The sequence below is a fragment of the Aquamicrobium zhengzhouense genome (assembly GCF_016124105.1).
GTDB lineage: Bacteria > Pseudomonadota > Alphaproteobacteria > Rhizobiales > Rhizobiaceae > Aerobium > Aerobium zhengzhouense.
The window spans coordinates 57,357-76,125 of record NZ_JADGMQ010000010.1 but is presented as its reverse complement, the minus strand read 5'-3'; the positions used below and the strand labels follow the sequence as shown (position 1 = coordinate 76,125).

Annotated in this window: 19 protein-coding genes; 16 read left to right on the top strand and 3 right to left on the bottom strand. The window is 59.2% G+C overall.

Annotated elements, in window-relative coordinates; genetic code table 11:
• Positions 1-24: 24 nt before the first annotated feature.
• Genes IOD40_RS13890 through IOD40_RS13865 form a run of 6 tightly spaced genes read left to right on the top strand, consistent with a single transcriptional unit; the run spans position 25 to position 5,943 of the window.
• Positions 25-963, top strand: coding sequence for an ABC transporter substrate-binding protein (locus IOD40_RS13890; protein ID WP_198477226.1), 939 nt, complete (start codon positions 25-27; stop codon positions 961-963).
• Complete coding sequence (locus IOD40_RS13885) at positions 960-1,706, top strand: hydroxyethylthiazole kinase (protein ID WP_198477225.1); 747 nt, start codon at positions 960-962, stop codon at positions 1,704-1,706. The genes IOD40_RS13890 and IOD40_RS13885 overlap by 4 nt, the downstream gene beginning before the upstream one ends.
• Positions 1,693-2,355 (top strand): thiamine phosphate synthase, encoded by a 663-nt coding sequence (gene thiE, locus IOD40_RS13880; protein ID WP_198477224.1) that lies wholly within the window; start codon positions 1,693-1,695, stop codon positions 2,353-2,355. Before IOD40_RS13885 ends, thiE begins: the two co-directional genes overlap by 14 nt.
• Complete coding sequence (thiD, locus tag IOD40_RS13875) at positions 2,352-3,149, top strand: bifunctional hydroxymethylpyrimidine kinase/phosphomethylpyrimidine kinase (RefSeq protein WP_198477220.1); 798 nt, start codon at positions 2,352-2,354, stop codon at positions 3,147-3,149. The genes thiE and thiD overlap by 4 nt, the downstream gene beginning before the upstream one ends.
• 38 nt (positions 3,150-3,187) lie before the next feature.
• A complete protein-coding gene (locus tag IOD40_RS13870) occupies positions 3,188-4,945 on the top strand; it encodes a TRAP transporter large permease subunit (protein ID WP_210336921.1) in 1,758 nt (585 codons plus the stop codon).
• A 14-nt stretch (positions 4,946-4,959) separates the two neighbouring features.
• Positions 4,960-5,943: a TRAP transporter substrate-binding protein gene (locus IOD40_RS13865; RefSeq protein ID WP_198477216.1), complete on the top strand. Its 984-nt coding sequence runs from the start codon at positions 4,960-4,962 to the stop codon at positions 5,941-5,943.
• A 29-nt stretch (positions 5,944-5,972) separates the two neighbouring features.
• On the opposite strand, the gene IOD40_RS13860 is transcribed toward IOD40_RS13865, so the two are convergent.
• Entirely contained in the window at positions 5,973-6,218 is a 246-nt protein-coding gene (locus IOD40_RS13860) for a WGR domain-containing protein (protein ID WP_198477215.1), read from the bottom strand.
• Positions 6,219-6,366: 148 nt separating this feature from the next.
• Here IOD40_RS13860 and IOD40_RS13855 point away from each other — a divergent pair, with 148 nt between their 5' ends.
• From IOD40_RS13855 to IOD40_RS13845, 3 genes are all read left to right on the top strand, one after another.
• Positions 6,367-6,606, top strand: coding sequence for a type II toxin-antitoxin system Phd/YefM family antitoxin (locus IOD40_RS13855; RefSeq protein ID WP_198477213.1), 240 nt, complete (start codon positions 6,367-6,369; stop codon positions 6,604-6,606).
• Positions 6,607-6,651: 45 nt separating this feature from the next.
• A complete protein-coding gene (locus IOD40_RS13850) occupies positions 6,652-7,098 on the top strand; it encodes a type II toxin-antitoxin system VapC family toxin (RefSeq protein ID WP_198477211.1) in 447 nt (148 codons plus the stop codon).
• A gap of 162 nt (positions 7,099-7,260) precedes the next feature.
• A complete protein-coding gene (locus IOD40_RS13845; RefSeq protein ID WP_198477209.1) occupies positions 7,261-8,817 on the top strand; it encodes an acyl-CoA dehydrogenase family protein in 1,557 nt (518 codons plus the stop codon).
• A gap of 122 nt (positions 8,818-8,939) precedes the next feature.
• Here IOD40_RS13845 and IOD40_RS13840 read toward each other — a convergent pair whose 3' ends face one another.
• A complete protein-coding gene (locus tag IOD40_RS13840; RefSeq protein WP_198477208.1) occupies positions 8,940-10,595 on the bottom strand; it encodes an FMN-binding glutamate synthase family protein in 1,656 nt (551 codons plus the stop codon).
• A 120-nt stretch (positions 10,596-10,715) separates the two neighbouring features.
• Positions 10,716-11,630: a LysR family transcriptional regulator gene (locus IOD40_RS13835; RefSeq protein WP_198477206.1), complete on the bottom strand. Its 915-nt coding sequence runs from the start codon at positions 11,628-11,630 to the stop codon at positions 10,716-10,718.
• A gap of 135 nt (positions 11,631-11,765) precedes the next feature.
• Here IOD40_RS13835 and IOD40_RS13830 point away from each other — a divergent pair, with 135 nt between their 5' ends.
• The 7 genes from IOD40_RS13830 to IOD40_RS13800 all read left to right on the top strand — a co-directional run bounded on the left by IOD40_RS13830 (position 11,766) and on the right by IOD40_RS13800 (position 18,660).
• Positions 11,766-12,563: a shikimate dehydrogenase family protein gene (locus IOD40_RS13830; protein ID WP_198477204.1), complete on the top strand. Its 798-nt coding sequence runs from the start codon at positions 11,766-11,768 to the stop codon at positions 12,561-12,563.
• 29 nt (positions 12,564-12,592) lie between these two features.
• A complete protein-coding gene (locus IOD40_RS13825; protein WP_233713990.1) occupies positions 12,593-13,852 on the top strand; it encodes an FAD-dependent oxidoreductase in 1,260 nt (419 codons plus the stop codon).
• A 24-nt stretch (positions 13,853-13,876) separates the two neighbouring features.
• Positions 13,877-15,568 carry an FAD-dependent oxidoreductase gene (locus IOD40_RS13820; RefSeq protein WP_198477202.1) on the top strand — a complete coding sequence of 564 codons (1,692 nt, stop codon included), beginning with the start codon at positions 13,877-13,879 and terminating at the stop codon, positions 15,566-15,568.
• An 11-nt stretch (positions 15,569-15,579) separates the two neighbouring features.
• The gene (locus tag IOD40_RS13815) at positions 15,580-15,900 is read left to right on the top strand and encodes an NIPSNAP family protein (protein ID WP_198477201.1); all 321 of its coding nucleotides are present in this window, start codon (positions 15,580-15,582) and stop codon (positions 15,898-15,900) included.
• A gap of 118 nt (positions 15,901-16,018) precedes the next feature.
• On the top strand, positions 16,019-17,044 hold the full coding sequence (locus tag IOD40_RS13810) for an ABC transporter substrate-binding protein (protein WP_198477200.1): 1,026 nt from the start codon (positions 16,019-16,021) through the stop codon (positions 17,042-17,044).
• Between the two features lie 58 nt (positions 17,045-17,102).
• Entirely contained in the window at positions 17,103-17,870 is a 768-nt protein-coding gene (locus IOD40_RS13805; protein WP_198477199.1) for an ABC transporter ATP-binding protein, read from the top strand.
• The gene (locus IOD40_RS13800; RefSeq protein ID WP_198477198.1) at positions 17,863-18,660 is read left to right on the top strand and encodes an ABC transporter permease; all 798 of its coding nucleotides are present in this window, start codon (positions 17,863-17,865) and stop codon (positions 18,658-18,660) included. Before IOD40_RS13805 ends, IOD40_RS13800 begins: the two co-directional genes overlap by 8 nt.
• Positions 18,661-18,769: the final 109 nt, after the last annotated feature.

Here is an 18,769-nt window from a genome sequence, read left to right as displayed (position 1 = left end):
TATCGAGCATGTGGAGTAAAGAAGATGATCCGTCGAAGCCTTGCAGCCGCCGCGCTGCTCCTCTCCTCTCTGGGGAGCTCGTATGCGGACGACAAGCTGACTGTGTTGCTGGAGTGGTTTGTAAACCCCGATCACGCGCCGCTGGTCGTTGCGCAAGAACTTGGCTTGTTTGAAAAGGCTGGGTTGGATGTGGAGCTGCTGCCACCTGCGGATCCATCCATGGTGCCGCGCGCAGTTGGTGCGGGGCAGGCCGAAATCGGCGTTCACTATCAGCCGAACCTCTACCTCGATCACGCGGCGGGCGTGCCGATCGTGCGCTTCGGAACCTTGGTGGAGACACCGCTGAACACACTGACGGTTCTCGCAGATGGTCCGGTGAAGGAGCTTGCCGATCTGGCGGGGAAGCGCATCGGCTTTTCCGTATCCGGATTTGAGGACGCGATGCTGAAGCGCATGCTTGGAGGGGCAGGGATCGACCTCTCCAGCGTCGAACTCGTCAACGTCAACTTTGCGCTGACTCCTTCGCTTCTTTCCGGTCAGGTCGACGCGACGATTGGCGGGTTTCGAAATTTCGAGCTGACGCAGATGCGCCTTGAAGGCCATGAGGGCCGCTCGTTCTTTCCTGAGGAGAATGGCGTTCCTGTCTACGACGAACTCATCTTCGTCACGCGGACCGATCTGTTAAGCGATGATCGGCTGAAGCGTTTCCTGGAGGCGGTTGAGCAGGGGGCAATCTACCTGACGAACCACCCGCAGGAGGCGTGGCAGATGTTCATCCGCGCCTATCCGGAGCTTGATGATGAGCTCAACCGTCAGGCGTGGATCGACACATTGCCACGTTTTGCCAAGCGTCCGGCGGCACTGGACAATGCACGCTACGAACGCTTCGGTGCGTTCATGGCTGAAAGCGGGCTGATCCCTGCCGCGCCTCAAGTCGAGGACATTGCGGTGGAGCTGCCATGAGCGGGCTCACGTCTTCAGAATTTGTGCGCCACGCCGCGGCAGCGCTGGAACGCGTGCGCAATACTCGCCCGCGCGTTCACTGCCTCATGAACACTGTCGTTCAAAAGCTTGTCGCGGACGGCCTTTCAGCGATTGACGCTATTCCTTCCATGACCTCTTCACCGGAGGAAGTGGAGGCATTCGTCGAAAAGGCCGATGCTCTTAGCGTCAATCTTGGAACGCTGGACAGTCAGCGCAGAACCTCGATCACCTTGGGTGTCAGCGCGTCTGCACGGCTTGGCCGCCCATGGGTGCTCGACCCCGCGCATTGCGACTACTCTGCTTCGCGAGCCACCTTCGCACAGCAATTGCTGCGAGAAGGTACGCCCATCCTGCGCGCGAACGAAGCTGAGTTCTGGCTGCTTCAAGTGTCCGATGATGTGGTGGGTGTGCGGACCGGAAAGCATGACGTCGTCCGCAAGGGGGCACAATCCATCACCATTGAGAACGGCCATCCGCTCACAGCCAAGGTGACCGGCACTGGCTGCCTTTCAGGTGCCGTGATCGCGGCCTTTCTCGCACTGGGTGAGGATCCGCACCTTAGTGCTGCATCGGCTTTGCTGGCTTTCGGGGTGGCGTCTGAATTGGCGGCTGACCACGCGCGTGGGCCAGGCAGCTTCGAACCGGCACTCCTCGATGCGCTGCACGCAATTTCTCCCGACGACATTTTGAAAAGGGCAAGGATTAGTCATGACCAAGGTTGATTACAGGCTGAACCCGATCATTGATGGCAGCCTGCGTGACGTTGGAAATCTCGCAGAACTTGCTGGAATTGCGGCCCGAAACGGCGCGACAATCATCCAGTATCGCGACAAGGACGCATCTACGCGCGAGATGATCCTTCAGGCCAAGGCAATTCGCGAAGCGCTGGCAGGAACCGGAGTTCCGCTCCTCGTCAACGATCGCATTGATGTTGCCCTGGCGGCCGAAGTTGAGGGCGTACATATCGGCCGCGATGACATGGCCCCCGAGATTGCTCGAAGGCTGCTTGGGCCAGACGCAATCATCGGCCTGACGGTGAAAAACGAGGCGGATGCGGACACAGCAATCGCAGCGCCGATCGATTACGCCTGCATCGGCGGGGTGTTCGACACATTGTCAAAGAAAAACGCCGATGCGCCGGTAGGGATCGACGGCTTTTCAGCGCTGAGCCAGCGGATTGCCGCGGCTCGCCCCAATATGCCGCTTGGAGCCATTGCCGGCATCGATGCGGAACGTGCTGGAGAGGTCGTGCGTGCCGGTGCCGATGGAGTCGCGGCGATTGCGTCAATCTTCAGAGCACCCGATGTTGCGGTTGCAACGTCCGAACTGCGCAGCGCCGTTGATGCGGCACTGGAGGCGCGCGGCAAATGACGTGCATTGCCATAACGATCGCTGGCTCCGACAGTGGTGGCGGGGCCGGCATTCAGGCTGACTTGAAGACCTTCTCTGCGCTGGGTGTATTCGGCACCAGCGCCATCACGGCCATTACCGCCCAGAACACCCAAGGTGTGACGGCGCTTGAAGATATCTCGTCCGGGATTATCGCGGCTCAGATCGATGCAATCTTAGACGACATGAATGTCGGCGCAGCCAAGATCGGAATGGTTTCGAGGGCGGAGACTATCGTCACGATCGCGCAGCGGCTGCGTCATTACCGGCTTCGGCCGGTTGTCGATCCCGTCATGGTTGCAACCTCGGGAGATCGTCTTCTGCAAGAGGATGCGATCGACACGCTGAAAGCCGAGATTCTGCCGCAAGCGGCGATTGTAACCCCCAATCTTCCCGAGGCGGCGTTGCTTACGGGGCTGCCGGTTGCCCGGACAGAAGACGAGATGATCGTGCAGGCGCGCGCCCTGGTGGACATGGGAGCCGGGGCGGCCTTGGTCAAAGGCGGCCATGGAACGGGGCCTGAAAGCGTCGATATCTTGTTTGACGGGCAAGATATTGCCAGGCTTTCTGCTCCGAGGATCGATACACGGAACACCCATGGAACAGGCTGCACACTTTCGGCAGCGATAACCGCAGGTTTGGCCCGGGGGCTTTCACTTATTGATGCGGTTCGTGAAGCCAAGTCGTTTCTTCACTCCGCGCTTGATGCCGCGCAGCATATGAAGGTCGGCAAGGGCAGCGGTCCCGTTCATCACTTCCATCGCTGGTGGGACTGAGGATCGCTGTGACGAGCAATCACACCCGGCTCCAGAGAATGCTGGCCGATGCGTGCGGTCTGACGCTGCTGGCAATGCTGGCGCTGTCTGCGACTTCGATCGTCATGCGCTATGGCTTCGGTACCGGTCACGTCGGGACTGAGGAATCGCTGGTGTGGATGCTCGTCCTGCTAACGTGTCTCGGCTTCCCGCTCGTCGCGGGAGGCCCCCTGGCGATGCGGATCGAACTGTTCCGCCCGCGCGAAGGCTCGACATTCCAATTGGTCCGAGATGTGATCGCGGAGGCAATTGTCTGGGCCGCAAGCCTGACGCTTCTCTTGTCAGGCGTGAAAGCAGCGATGCAGGTAGGGGGAACCTCTCCGCTTCTCGGCATCGGGGAGTGGCTGAGGCCTGCGGCACTCGCGGTAGGCGGCGGCCTCGCACTTGTTATCCGACTGATGACGCTCGTGTCGCAAAAAGTGAGTTGGCGCTACCTGGCTGTGGTTTTTCTGCTGGCATCGATACCGGCCTTGACCGTCGCTTTTGGAAAGCCGATCAGCACCCTTCCACCCAGCGCGGCTGCGGCATGTTTGATTGGAGTGGCGATTATTGTAGCTGCGCCGCTGCCTCACGCTTTCATTCTGGCCGGCCATGTCGCGCTGATTTTCGGTAGTCCGTTGGTCGAACCTGCGCTGGCTCTTTCGCTGTTGGGCGGAATCGGTCGGTACCTTTTGCTGGCAATTCCATTTTTTCTCCTGGCAGGAGGGTTGCTCATCGTTTCCGGGCTCGCTGACGACCTTGTCAGGTTCGCTGCTTCGCTTGTTGGGAGGCGCAAGGCGGGGCTCGGGCAGACCGTCTTGCTGACCAGCGTGATGTTCTCGGGGATCTCCGGCTCGTCGATCGCCAATGCGGCCTTCAGCGCCAAGACTTTCCAGAGGCCGCTGGTTGCAAATGGTTATCTTCCTGAACGCGCAGCGGCGATCATTGCGGCTACCGCGGTGCTCGACAACATCATCCCGCCTTCGATCGCCTTTTTCATCCTCGCTACGGCCACCAATCTGCCCGTTGGTCCGTTGTTGATAGGTGGGTTGGTCGCCGGGCTGTTTTTGGCCGCTGCACTCGCAATCGCTATTCGCCTGGCGTCCGGGAATGTCGCGCCTCCGCCCGTGGACCCTCTTCCTCGCAGAACGTTGGCATTCCGGGCATTGCCAGTGTTCGGTCTCGCACTTTTGGTCGTGCTCGGGATCCGCTTCGGAATTGTCACTCCGACTGAAGCAGCCGGAATGGCGGCACTTTACACGCTTGGCGCTGTTCTTCTCGCCCAGCGTTCCCTTGGACGCGCTCTCGAGGCATTCCGGCAGTCGGCGACGGAGGCAGCCTCAATCGTCATGCTGATCGGTGCTGCATCGCCGCTTGCCTTTCTGATCGCAGTCGACGGTGTGGCAGCATCAGCCGCTGTGCTGGCACGCTCGCTCGGCGATAACCCTTACATGGTGATGCTGGCAGCCAGTCTCCTGCTGCTTGTGGTCGGCCTTGTTCTCGATATCGGCGCTGCAATCTTGCTGTTTGCTCCTATTCTCCTTCCAGTTGCACTTGCAGTTGGGATCGACCGGGTAAATTTCGGCGTCATTCTCGTCGTCAATTTGATGATTGGTGGTCTGACGCCTCCTGTCGGCATTCTGGTTCAAGTGGTGAGCGCGGCCACACACCTTCCAGCGGTCCGCCTGTTCTACGCGGTTCTTCCCTACCTTCTGGCGCTCCTCTTGGCCTTGCTGTGCCTCAGCGTGGCGGCAGTCGCACTGCCCAAAATCTTCTGATGAAAGGAACTCACATGAACCACAGCCGCCGCAAATTTCTCGGTTCGCTGGCACTCGGGCTGGCTGCGCCGGCCGTGATCGGAAGGGCACACGCAGCTACCACGATCGTCGCAGCTTCCTTGCTGGGTGAGGACAAGCCGGAGACGCTGATCTGGCGTCACATCGCGGATGCTGTCGAGAAGGAACTGCCGGGCGGGTTTGCCTTCAATATCGTCCCGAATGCTGCGTTGGGGGGTGAGAAGCAGGTTGTGGAGGGAATCCGCCTTGGTTCGATCCAAGCAAGCCTCTCGACTCTCTCTAACCTGTCCACATGGGTGCCGGAGACCCAGTTGTTCGATCTGCCCTTCCTGTTCCGCGACGTAGAACACCTCAACGCTGCCTTGGCCGCGGACGCGGGAACGAGCTTGCAGGTTCAACTCGCGGCGCAAGGGATCGTCGCCCCAGCCTTCGTGTACTACGGTGCGCGGCATCTGCTCTCGACGGAACCGCTGCCGACGCCAAAATCGGTCCAAGGCAAGCGTATCCGCATCATCCAGAGCCCGCTTCACGCGCAGCTGTGGGAAGATCTTGGCGCTTTGCCCATCGCTTTGCCGATCACCGAAACCTACAATGCACTTTCGACCGGCCATGTTGATGCAATGGACCTGACGAAGTCAGCCTATGCCGGCTTCCGCCTGCATGAAGTTGTGCCTCACGTGACGGAAACAGCTCATATCCACGCCGCAGGCTCAGTGGTCTTCTCAAGTCAGTTCTGGTCGCGGCTCAGTCGCGAAGAGCAGGAGGTTTTCACTTCTGCGGCTGTCGAGGGGGCAACCTACTTCAATGAATTGATGGAAGCGGATGAGCGCAGTTCTGTCGAAGCGGTCAGCAAGGAAGGCGCAATATTCTACGCTGCAGAGGACCGGGGTGCGTGGGAAAAGGGCGCGCGCGGCGTCTGGGACCTTTTTGCAGATCAGGTAGGCGGGATGAGCCAGATCTTGGCTCTGAAAGACCTGTAACGCTGGGTGGCGTCGTCAGCATCAAGAAGTTATCTGCGGCAGGCTGTGTAGCCACGTCTTTCCTTCCTGCGCGCGAGCTTTTCAAATGCCTCCTGCGCTCGAAGGGCATCGTCGTGAAACTCGAGAAGCTGGCGGCCCTTCGTTCCGATCCTGCCCCAAGCACGCACAAGTGCAATCTCGCCGAATAAGGTCGGCTCGATCGACAGATGATAGAAGCGGGCCATATTGCGCGCCGGGTCCTGGCGGTAAAGGAGAAGTGGGGCTGGGATATTCATGTGCGCAGAGTGAAAATTTACCTGCGCTCTGTCCAACGCAAAGGATGAATCGGTTTCGCGCCAAAGATTCATGCCGTTGATGCGTTGAAGTCTTGCGGTGCGTCCTCGCCAGTTCTATATATGACCACAGTGGTCACAGGAGGCGCTCATGCGTGAAATCCAGCTAAAGGACGCCAAGGCGACGTTTTCCGCCGTGGTTGACCAGGCAGTGCGCGGAAACCCGGCAATCATCACACGGCACGGTCGCAAGGAAGTCGTGGTCCTGTCTTTCGAAGAGTACGAGAAACTGTCGCAGGTCCCGAGCCTCGGGCGATTGCTGGCGGCTTTTCCGGGAGAGGATAGCGACCTTCCGGCGCGTGGTGAGGGCTTGCGCGATATCGACCTCTAGCGCTGCCGGGCCCCAGATGATTTCGCGCGGAGCGTGATTGAAGGCATGTTTCTCCTCGACACCAACGTTATATCCGCGCTTGCTCCTTCAAAGCGCGCTACTGCGGCTGAACTTGTCGATTGGCTCGATCGAGCGAGCCCGTTCCTCTACCTCTCGGTAATCACTGCCGCGGAGGCGCAGGCTGGCATTGCTAAGGCCAAGCGGGAAGGGGCGACGACCAAGTCGGCCCTTCTTTCTGACTGGTGGGCGAGCATCGAATACATCTATGCGGATCGTATCCTGCCCTTCGATGTTCGGTGCGCGGCGGCGGCTGGTGCCATTATGGACGAAGCGCGTGCCCATCAGCCGGGTTTTGAGGATATTGCGATTGCAGCCACCGCGAAGGTCATGGGTCTCACGGTTGTGACGCGAAATATCCGCCATTTCCAACCGCTGGGTGTTGAGTGCTTCGATCCGTTTTCAGAACTGCCATCGCTACCTGAGCGAGCATGAAGTTGACGATACCGAATTATCGGTGTCCGAGGAAACTATTATTGCGCATAACTATCTGCTGCTGTATCGATGAGGCGAGTTGGCATCTTTCAGTCCGTCGGGCGATGAAGCGTGCGCGCACGACATTGCGATGCCGGCAACTCGCAGTGGAGGCTGAGCGACATGACCCCCTTTGAAGCACCGATTGACGACATTCTCTTTTCACTAAGCCATGTGGCGCGGGCTGAAGAAGCGGAGTGGGATCGCGAGACCGGTGAGGCGATCATCACGCATTTCTCGGCATTCGCGGCGGAAGTGCTCGCACCGATAAATGCTCTGGGCGATGCGCAAGGTTGCCGTCTGGAAAATGGCCGTGTGATCATGCCGGACGGCTTCCGCGAAGCTTATCAAAAGCTTTCGGGTGATGGCTGGCTCGGCCTCGCCGCGCCCGAAGAATTTGGCGGTCAGAACGTCGACGCTGTGACTGCAGCGGCGATCACGGAGATATTCGCGGGCGCGAACCACTCGCTTCAGATGGTCTCGGGCCTCGTACCGGGTGCTGTCTCGACCCTTCTGCACCAGGGAAGCCGAGAGCAGCAGGACAATTGGATCCCTCGCCTGATCTCCGGAGAATATCTGGCGACCATGTGCCTGACGGAGCCGGAGGCCGGTTCCGATCTTGCGCGCATCCGCTGTGCTGCGACGCAGGATGCCGCCGGCTGGAGCATCGACGGCGAAAAGATCTTCATCTCGGGCGGTGATCAGGACATGTCCGAGAACATTCTGCATCTGGTGCTTGCTCGGACTGCGCCGATGGAAACCGGGTTGAAGGGGCTGTCGCTGTTCCTTGTTCCGGCGCATGTCGATGGCAAGGTCAACGGTGTCACCATCACGCGGATCGAGGAGAAGCTGGGCCTGCACGCTTCTCCTACCTGCCAGATGCGATTTGACGATGCCCGTGCGGAGCTGGTCGGCGTTGAGGGGCAGGGGCTCGCGGCCATGTTCATTCTGATGAACCACGCGCGCATTGACGTTGCGATGCAAGGGGTTGCTCATGCGAGCCGCGCCCATGCGATCTCTTCGACCTATGCGGCGACGCGGGTTCAAGGCCGTCGCGCCGATCGTAGCCCGGCTCATCTTATCGATCATGCAGATGTGCGCCGCATGCTGGATGAGCAGCGAATTCTTGCGCTCGGCGCACGCGCGATGAGCCACGTAGCTCTGGTGGAGTCCCTGCGCGGTGCACCGGTGGAACTCATCGATTTCCTGACGCCGATCTGCAAGATCTTTGGCACCGAGGCAGGCATCCGGGCTTCTGATCTTGGAATTCAGATCCTTGGCGGATACGGCTATCTCACCGAATATGGGCTGTCACAGTGCTGGCGCGATGCTCGCATTACCGCCATCTATGAAGGTGCGAACGGCATTCATGCCCTTCAGCTTGCAACAAGGTGCCTGACGCAGAAGGGCGGGGCAGGCGCAGATGCCTTTATCGCGCTGATCGAGCGGCTGGCAGATGGTGGTGACTGGGCTGAGCGGGCTATCGCGGAGTGGCAGGCTCGTCGTGCGATGATTGTTTCGAGCGACAATCCAGCAGAACTCGCGCACGACTTCGCGGGTCAGACCATAGGGCTTTATCTTCGTGCGGTCTGGCAGCGGATCGCCGACGTAGCCGATGCACATCCGGATGGCGAAGAACTGCGTCGCCTAGCATCCAAGGTCAAGTCGATCCGGATCTGAGGTCGCGACACGTTCATGCCGGCGCGCTCAATCCCCGGCGATGGATCGTAGGGTCGGGTGGCTTGTGAACTGATCGGAACCAGAACCCCGATCAGTTTACCTGAAGAGTCAGCCCCGCCCGCTCAGGCCGCGCTGCGGACCTGAAAAGGCCCGTGAGGAATTTCAGGCGGCGCAAAGCTGTCCGGATTGGCGCGATCCCAGCGGCTATACCAATCCGCCAGCTCCGGAATCGCATCCTCGCTGAGCAGGAAGCCTTCGGGAAGATACGGATAGGCTTCGTTGCCATCCAGGAACTCATGATCCGTTTGCCGGAACATGAAGTGATAAGGCATGAAATCGCTTGGGTTGCTCAGGCCGGCCGCTCCTGCAATCTCCCCCAGCGCCCTCATTGTATTGCTGTGGAAACGCGCAACTCGATCGCTCTTGTCACCGGTGTCGAGCGCCTTCTGCCGGTTCGGATCCTGGGTAGCGATGCCGACCGGGCAGCGATTGGTGTGGCAGGATTGAGCCTGGATGCAGCCAATGGCAAACATGAACCCTCGTGCCGCATTGCACCAGTCTGCTCCCAGCGCGATGGCACGCGCAATGTCGAAGGCCGAGACCACTTTGCCTGCCGCGCCAATCTTGACACGGTCACGCAATCCGGCTCCGCGGAGGGTGTTGTGGACGAAGGTCAATCCTTCCAGCATAGGCATACCGACGCGGTTGGTAAATTCGACCGGAGCAGCGCCGGTTCCTCCCTCTGCACCATCAACAACGATAAAGTCGGGAGCGATGCCGCTCTTGAGCATGGCTTTGACCATACTCATAAATTCGCGGCGGTGACCGATGCACAGCTTGAAGCCAACAGGTTTGCCGTCCGAGAGCTCGCGAAGCTGGCTGACAAATTCCATCAGCCCGGTCGGCGTGGAGAAGGTGCTGTGGGCGGCTGGAGATATGCAGTCGATGCCCATCGGGATGCCGCGGGCTTCCGCGATCTCGGGCGTAATCTTTGCCGCTGGCAGCATCCCGCCATGACCCGGCTTCGCTCCCTGGCTCAGCTTGATTTCGATCATCTTGATCTGCGGATCGGCAGCCAAGGCGCGGAAACGCTCGGGCGAGAACGTCCCGTCGTCGTTGCGGCAACCGAAATATCCCGATGCAACCTGGAAGATCAGGTCACCACCGCCAGCCCGGTGATAGCGGCTGATGCTGCCTTCGCCAGTGTCATGTGCAAACCCGCCCTTCTTCGCACCCGAGTTAAGCGCGAGGATGGCGTTTGCTGACAACGAACCGAAGCTCATCGCCGAGATGTTGAGAAGGGAGGAACGGTACGGTTGTCTGCAGTCTGGCCCGCCAACGGTGATGCGAAAATCAGTGTCGGTGATGTGCGTCGGTACCGCCGAATGCGTCAGCCAGGCATAGCCCGACGTATAGACGTTTTCGATGGTCCCAAATGGCCGTTTGTCCTCGTCACCCTTCGCGCGCTGATAGACAAGCGCTCTTGCCTGACGGCTGAAGGGAATCTCGTCATGATCGCTTTCGATGAGATACTGCCGGATCTCCGGCCGAAAATTCTCCAGTACGAAACGGATATGGCCGACGACTGGATAATTGCGCAGGATCGAATGGCGGCGCTGGGTCACGTCGTGGACCCCGAGGCCGAAGAGGGCACCGGAGATCGCAGCCGGCACCAGCCACCAGATTTCGCCAGTAGCAGCGATCAGGAACAGCACGGTGACGATGCCGAGGCTGATGAAAATAGCGTAGCGGGGCAGGGCGTTGAGCTTATTGATCATGGCAACCGGAGCTTGTGACACGGGACACGGGAAGGGGGCCGGATGACCTTGGACCCGAAGGGTTGAACTTGGGTTACCGTTTGGCCCAGAATGAAGCGGAAAGGCGTGGAGATCAGCGTTTCATGCTGTTTCGATTCCGTTTTGACGAGCCATATCCACGAGCGCGGCGGCGAGTTCGTCTGTAGCCTTCGACCGGGGGCGAAATTTCGACCAATAGAGGTAGGCAGGTACGTCAACGCTGTCCTTTAACGGGCGCGCTACCAGCCCGGACCGCTCGCAGTCGAGGACCGAATACGGGTCAAGGATCGCGACCCCGATATTCTCGGCCACGAATGACAGCGCCGCCTCGACGAAGTGGACATAGACGTGTGTCTCGCGCTCTACGTTTGCGCGCGCATACGTTGCGTCAATGTAACGCCCATGCGTGGTGTTCGGATTGAAGGAGATCAGCACTTCTCCCTCGAGGTCGCTAGGTGAAATGATTTTCTCGCCTGCGAGACGGTGGCCTTTTGGCATTACACAATAAAGCCCGCCTTTCGCGAAGACGGTGCAGTCGAGGTTGGGATCTTCGGCGGGCGCGATGCTCGTTACACAGGAACCCTGTCCGAAAAGAAGATAATCGCGGATGTCCTTTTGAGGCAGGAAATCACAATAGAAGACACGTGATGGCGCGTCGCCGCGAAGCTTGCTCAGCGCCTTGGGAAGGAGTCGCATCCCAATACTTGGGGTCGTTCCGAAGCGGAAAACGGAATTGTCGCCCCGTGCGATCGCGTGGATTGCATCCGACAGGCGGTCGAACTGTCCATAAACGCGATCTACCTCGACAAAGATCAGCTTGGCCTCGTCAGTGGGGACCAGGCGGCCGCCGATGCGTTCAAACAGCGTCGTGGACAATTCGTCTTCGAAGCGACGAATGGTCATGCTTAGGCTGGGCTGGGATACCCCCAATTGCTGGGCAGCGGCCGTCAGTGAGCCGGTCGCCATGACCGTGCGGAAGACCTCGATTTGACGTTCTTTGAGCTTTGGCCGTGCCATTCCCGCTTCCGCCTGCAATTCGCTTGATAACTTCACGTTATATAGGTGCCCTCATATCGTATTGGAAATGATGGTGGAAGATGGGCGATAGCTGGATGGGCATCATGGCTTGATAAGCTCGTGGAGGAATTGCGCATGATCAAGGGTAGCACGCGCCTTGTAGCGATAATCGGAACGCCGATTGCGCAGGTAAAATCTCCAGAAAATTTCAACAGAGCTTTTGCCGAGATGGACCGTGATCACGCGATGATTGCGATGGATATTTCTTCAGAAGCAGTCGCAGGCTTTGTAGAACTTGCGCGGCGATGGGATAATCTCGACGGATTCGTAGTTACGATTCCTCACAAGCAGGCTGTCGCTGCCTTGGCTGACGATGTCACGTCGCGGGTGAAGGCGCTTGGTGCAGCCAATGTGGTCCGTCGTGAGCAGGACGGTCGCCTGGTCGCCGACATGGTGGACGGCCTCGGCTATCTGGCTGCCCTTCAAAACAACGGTTTTGAACCGGCCGGCAAGAAGGCGCTTCTCGTCGGTAGCGGCGGAGCGGGAAGCGCAATCGCTTATTCGCTCTGTGAGGCAGGAGTTGCAGAGCTTGCGATCTCCGAGATTGACGTTGCCCGCGGCGAACAGTTGGCCGCGCGTCTCCGCGAGGACTTCCCTGGTGCCAACATCTCAACCGTCTGCGGCGACATAGGTAATTATGACCTGGTCGCCAATGCCACGCCGCTTGGCATGAAGGCGAGCGACCCACTTCCGATTGGCCGGCTTCATATAGAGGCGCTCAAGGATACGGCTTTGGTGACCGACGTGGTCACGTCTCCGGAGATGACACCGTTCCTCGAAGCCGCGAAGGCACGTGGTCTGAAGATCCAGACCGGACCCGAGATGGCGCGCGCGCAGCTTGGCCTGCTGGGCAGGCATATGGGTGTGCTCTAGCGCGCCGGAATGTAGATTTGGATAGGTTGATGAGCAGAAAAACCGAGACTTACGATGTGGTTGTTGCCGGTGCAGGGGCAGGCGGTATCGCTGCAGCGGTAGGTGCGGCTCGTTCGGGAGCGCGCACGCTTCTGGTCGAACGTTACGGTTTCATGGGCGGGGCGGCGACCAACTCGCTCGTCCTGGCCTACTGCGGATTTTATGCGCGTGGCCAGGAGCAGCGGCAGACCGTCTTTGGCGTAGGAAAGGCGCTGCTCGAGGAATTGGCGGCGATCGGGGCGGACACCGCACCCATCGTCTCAAAGAGCGGATACTGGGTGGTGATGCTTGACCCGGAAGCCACAAAGCTTGGCTTTGACCGGCTCGCGCGCAAGAACAATGTGGAAGTTCGTCTGCATTCCCGTCTGATCGGCGCGAACGTATCGGATGGTCGGATCCGCAGCGTCGATATTGTTGATCATTCCGGGATCGTCACGGTCGAAGCGGGTGCGTTTGTGGATGCAAGCGGCGAGGCAACGCTGGCGACGCTGGCGGGCGTCCCGCTCAGCCAGCCGGGCGGATCGCCGTCTGCGGTCCAGGCAGCATCAATGCCAATCCGCATTGGTGGCGTCAAAGACGGTACGATCTTCGATCGCAAGCTGATGGCCGAGCTGATTGCAGAGCACAACAAGACCGCGCGCCTTCCGATCCTTCGGGCCGATGGCGGCGTTCTGGTTACACTGCCCATCTCAGGCGAGACGTGGTGGATGGCGATCGACCTTGAGACCGATGGCGTCACCAGCGAAAGCTTGACGAATGCCGAGTTCGAGGCGCGAGAACTGGCCTGGACGAACCTGGAAGTTCTGCGTCGTCATCCCGGCTTCGAGAAGGCTTATCTTGCCTCGAGCGGTCCGCAGATCGGTATCCGAGAGACCCGGCGCCCATTCTCACGCGCTGACGTTACAGAACGGGACGTCGTGGAAGGCCTTCGTCATGCTGACGGCATTGCTCGCGGAAGCTGGCCGATGGAAGTGCATGAAGCGCCAGGGCGCGCGCGCTTCGTTGAGGTCGGTGGCGAGGGCTTCTTCGATATCCGGGCCGGGGCAATTGAAGCAGCCGAAATCGAAAACTTGCGCCTCGCAGGGCGTGTGATTGGCGCGGATGCGAAGGCCTATGGCTCGGTCCGAGTAATGGGCACCGCGTTTGCCACTGGCCATGCCGCAGGCATTTCAGCTGCGTTGGAAGCCGATGGCGGGTTGGATGTCGCGACCTTGCAGGCACGGCTAAAAGAGCAGGGCGCTCTCATCTGACGAGGAGCCTTTGGGGGAGCAAATATGAGCGGCATTGAAACGGCGCGTAGCTACGATTTGATCGTGCTGGGAAGCGGTGCGGGTGGCCTTGCAGCTGCAGTAACGGCTGCACATAAAGGTCTTCGCGTTCTGATGCTTGAGAAGGAAGCCCATTTTGGCGGGGCTTCGGCGATCTCGGGCGGGACAATCTGGGTCCCAGGTAACGAGCAGGCGGTTGCAGCCGGACTGGATTCCGCAACGACTACGGCACGAACTTACCTTCGCAACATCATCGGCGATGGCGCAAACACGGAACTCGTCGATGCCTTTCTTGAGCGTGGGCCTGAGGCGCTCGCTTTCCTGGAGAAGAGCACCGAGCTTAAGTTCAAGGTACGGCCTTTCTCGCCGGATTATCATATGGAGATTGCGGGTTCGTCCGATGGTGGACGCGCGCTTGAGGTTCTCGAATATGACGGCAGTAATCTCGGCGAACGGTTTCGGGAATTGCGCAAGCCACCGGAGGGCATGCTGCTATTTGGCGGTATGATGGTCAATCGCGTCGATGTTCAGCATTTCCTGAACATGCGCCGGTCCCTGGCCTCTTTCATGCACTGCATGAAACTGATCGCACGCTATGCCAAGGATCGTCTGTCTTATGACAGGGGCACGCGCCTTGTGGTGGGTAACGCGCTGGTCGCGCGCCTGGTTCGCTCCGCCTTCGACCTCGGCGTTGAGCTCAAAACGAAAATACGAACGGCCCGCCTGATTGAAGAGAATGGCGCAATTTGTGGTGTCGTCCTTGAGGATGGGCAGGAAATTCGCTCCACCTGCGGCGTTGTCCTTGCGACGGGCGGCTTCGGTGCCTCTTCAGGCGCTGAAAGATGGCGGGATCACACGGACAGGTCCCATCGCTCCATGTCCCCTGCCGGCAATGTCGGCGACGGCATCGAGCTTGCCAGCGTGGTCGGTGGCGTTGTTGGCGATGACCTGGTTTCGAATTTTTACTGGGCGCCCGTTTCGGTACGCGTCCACGCTGACGGCCGGGAGGAGTTGTTTCCTCATCTTGTCACAGATCGTGCGAAACCGGGCATTATCGCTGTCAACAAACTTGGACGGCGGTTCGTAAACGAGGCGGATTCTTACCACCGCTTCGTCATGGCGATGCAGGCCAACCAGGCCGCGAATTCTCCCTGCTTCCTGATTTGCGATCAAACCGCACTCAGTGCTTACGGCATGGGCCTAGCGCGTCCGGCTCCGGTGTCCAATTTGGAGTTGATCCAATCTGGTTATCTCGTTGAAGCAGACACCGTCTCGGGACTAGCCGCGAAAATCGGGGTCGACGCCGACGCACTGAGCGCAACGGTCGAGAATTTCAATGCCAGTGCCGTCAAGGGGACCGATCCGGAGTTCAACCGTGGTGGGACGTCATACAACGTTTCCATGGGTGACCCGGACCATAAGCCGAATGCCTGCCTCGCGCCGCTGGAAAAGGGGCCCTTCTACGCGATCAGAATCTTTACCGGCGATCTGGGGTCTGCGCGTGGGCTGAGGACGGATGCGAGCGCGCGGGTTCTTGATGGCGAGAACGTGCCGATTGCTGGGCTTTACGCGGTCGGCAACGATATGAACTCCATGATGAACGGCACATATCCCGGGCCCGGGATCACGCTGGGGCCGGCACTCACTTTCGGATATCTCGCGGCGCTCGACGCAGCGAAGAAGACCACTCGCAACTGAGAGGAAATGCGATGATTTACGAAATGCGCACCTATACACTGCGCCCCTTGAAGATGGGCGACTGGCTGGCTCTCTACAAAGCCGAGGCGCTTCCGGTGCAAAAGGAGATCCTGGGCAATCTGGTCGGTTTCTTCACGACCGAGTTCGGAGAAGTGAACCAGGTCGTTCACATCTGGGCTTATGAAAGCCTCGATGATCGCGCCGCCCGACGCGCAAAGATGGCAGCTGACCCGCGCTGGGCCGCGTTCAGCGCCAAGAACAAGGAACTCGACGCGGTGGTTGACCTAAAGTCATCTGTCCTGAAGCCGACAGACTTTTCACCGCTGACGTAAAGTCAGCCTATGGGGTGCGACGACGAAGTCTTCTAGATTGCTTGATAATCGTGCTAGGAGGCGACCACCCCCCGATAAGATGACGTCCATATCCGCTCTTGGGAAGGAGATTACTTAGATGAAATTTACCCTTAACCGCCGTCAGACGCTGCTGGGCCTCGGTGCGACCTCCGCTTTGGTTGGTTTTGGTCTGCCCGCGCGTGCAAACACGAAGGTCAATGTCGGCGTCATGCGCCTCGCCAGCCATGCGCCGAGCTTCATCGCTTTTGAGCGTGGCTACTACAAGGAAGCTGGCCTTGACGTTGAGCTGAAGTACTTCGAAGCTGCCCAGCCGATGGCCGTCGCGATTGCTTCGGGCGATGCGGACTTTGGCATCACTGCAATGAGCGGTGGCCTGATCAGCTTGGCTGAGAAGGAAGCCGTCAAGGTCATTGGCGGTGCGCTGACCGAAGAAAAGGGACTGGTGGGCGCCATCATCCTTGCCTCTAACAAGGCATATGAGGCAGGTCTCACCCATCCGAAGGAACTGGCAGGCAAGACGTTCGGCATTACCACGACGGGCTCATCCTTCCACTTCATGGCGCACAAGATTGCGCAGGCAAACAACATTTCGCTCTCCGACATCTCCCTGCGTCCGCTGCAGAAGGTCGGCGCGATTGTTGGCGCATTGTCTTCCAACCAGATCGACTCGTGGGCTATCCAGCCATCAATCAGCAAGAAGATGATTGCGGAGAATGCCGCGAAGCAGATCGGTCTGGTTTCAGACTACGCGCCCGACTATCAGGTCACGACGGTCTTTACCTCGACCAACAACGCTGCCAATGAACGTGAGAAGACACAGGCCTTCATCAAGGCTTATGCCCGCGCCGTCGAAGACTACAACAAGGCTTTCGTCGACCGGACCGCTGATGCGGATGAGGTCGATGCAATCGCCAAGATCTGCCACAAATATGTCGAGTCCGACCTCCCGTTCGAGCAGGCGAAGAACAATCTCGTTGAAGGTTCGATGCGGATCAACAGCAACCTGGCCCTCTCGCTGAACTCGGTCACCGAACAGCTTGATTGGTTCAAGGCTGAAGGAATGGTCAAGGGCAACATCACCCCTGAGATGCTGTTCGACACCTCTTACGTCGACGTCATCTGATCTCGTTCACTGAAACTGGTAATCGGAGGCCGTAGATCGGCCTCCGCTGGAGACCTGCATGGATTTGCGGATCGAAAACGTCAGCCACACTTACGGATCGTTCGAAGTGTTGCATGACATCTCACTTGATATCCCTCAGGGACAAATTGTCTGCGTCATCGGGCCTTCCGGCTGCGGGAAGTCCACGTTGCTGCGCTTTCTCGGCGGGCTCGAGCAGCCGGCCAAGGGGGCGATCGTGCAGGTAGGGGAGCCGCCCGCGGATTCACTCAACCCGCTCACCTACGTGTTCCAGCATTTTGCGCTGCTGCCGTGGCGTACGGTGGAGGGCAACATCTCGCTGCCGCTTGAAGAGCACAGGCTCTCCGGGGCCGAGCGTGAGGCGATCATCTCGGACGTGTTGGCGCGTACCCGCCTGTCTGATTTCCGGCGTGCACTTCCAAAGCAGCTGTCTGGCGGCATGAAGCAGCGTGTTGCCATTGCCCGAGCCCTGGCGGTGCGCCCGGCAGTGCTGTTGATGGACGAGCCTCTTTCGGCGCTCGATAGCCAAACGCGCGAGCTGTTGATGGACGACTTGGTGACGCTGTGGGAGCGCCAGCCATTTACTGCCGTCTACGTCACCCACAACCTTGCCGAAGCCGTACGCCTTGGGCATCGCATCGTGGTTTTGTCGCGCCGCCCGGGCCGCATCCGCGAAATCGTCGATATCGATATTCCGCTGTCCGAGCGCGATCTCGCCAATCCGGAACTTGCCGCCAAGCAAAAACTGCTCTGGGACCTGATGCACGAAGAGGCGGCAGCAGCAGATCAGGAGTTGGTGGATGTCTGATGCGGTAGTTCGTCCTGTCGAGTTCCGTGGGCGCGGCTTTGAGCCGAAACATGTTCGCGGAATAGGACTGATCGTTTTCGTCGTGCTGATTGCGCTGGCGGAGTTGGGCACGCGCAGTGGCGTCATCTCTTCTCTCACGCTACCCCGTCCGTCGGCGGTTCTGGAGACTTTCGGCAATCTCTACACGACAGGCCTTCTTTGGAAGCACCTTTTTCCCTCTCTGGAGCGGCTGTTTGTCGGTGGCCTGCTGGGGATCCTCGCAGGCGTCTCGCTGGGCGTGTTGATCGGGCTGTTCAGCTTTGTACGGGCCGGCCTGGTGCCGCTGGTTGCTGCCCTTTTCCCGGTGCCGAAGATCGCGCTTCTGCCGTTGTTTGTGATCTGGTTCGGCATTGATGAAGCCTCCAAATATGCGCTGATCGCCTTTGGCACGTTCACGCCAACCGTCGTGGCAACCTATGGCGCTGTCGATAACGTTGATCGCAGCCTGATCCGTATGGGGCAAAGCTTTGGTCTTTCCTGGTGGTCGATCGTACGCAAGATCGTATTGCCGGGAGCTTTCCCTGCAATACTGTCCGGATTGCGTGTCTCAATCTCCATCGCCATCATCCTGCTGGTCGCTGCCGAAATGCTAGGTGCAGAATATGGCGTGGGTTCTTACATCCTTGAAGCCGGGTCGCTTTATGATCTTGAGCGCCTTTTTGCCGGCGTGACCATTTTGTCGGTGATGGGCCTGATCACGAATTGGATCATTGGCCTGATCGAAAAGCGCTTCCTCAGCTGGCGTGGCTGAGGCCTAGACAAACCTTATCGACGAAGTAGCGAACCCGGGGGCAGCGAAAGCGGCTCCCGGGTTTCGTGTATTTTCTTCAACGGGACCGCAGCCACAACGACGAAACAGT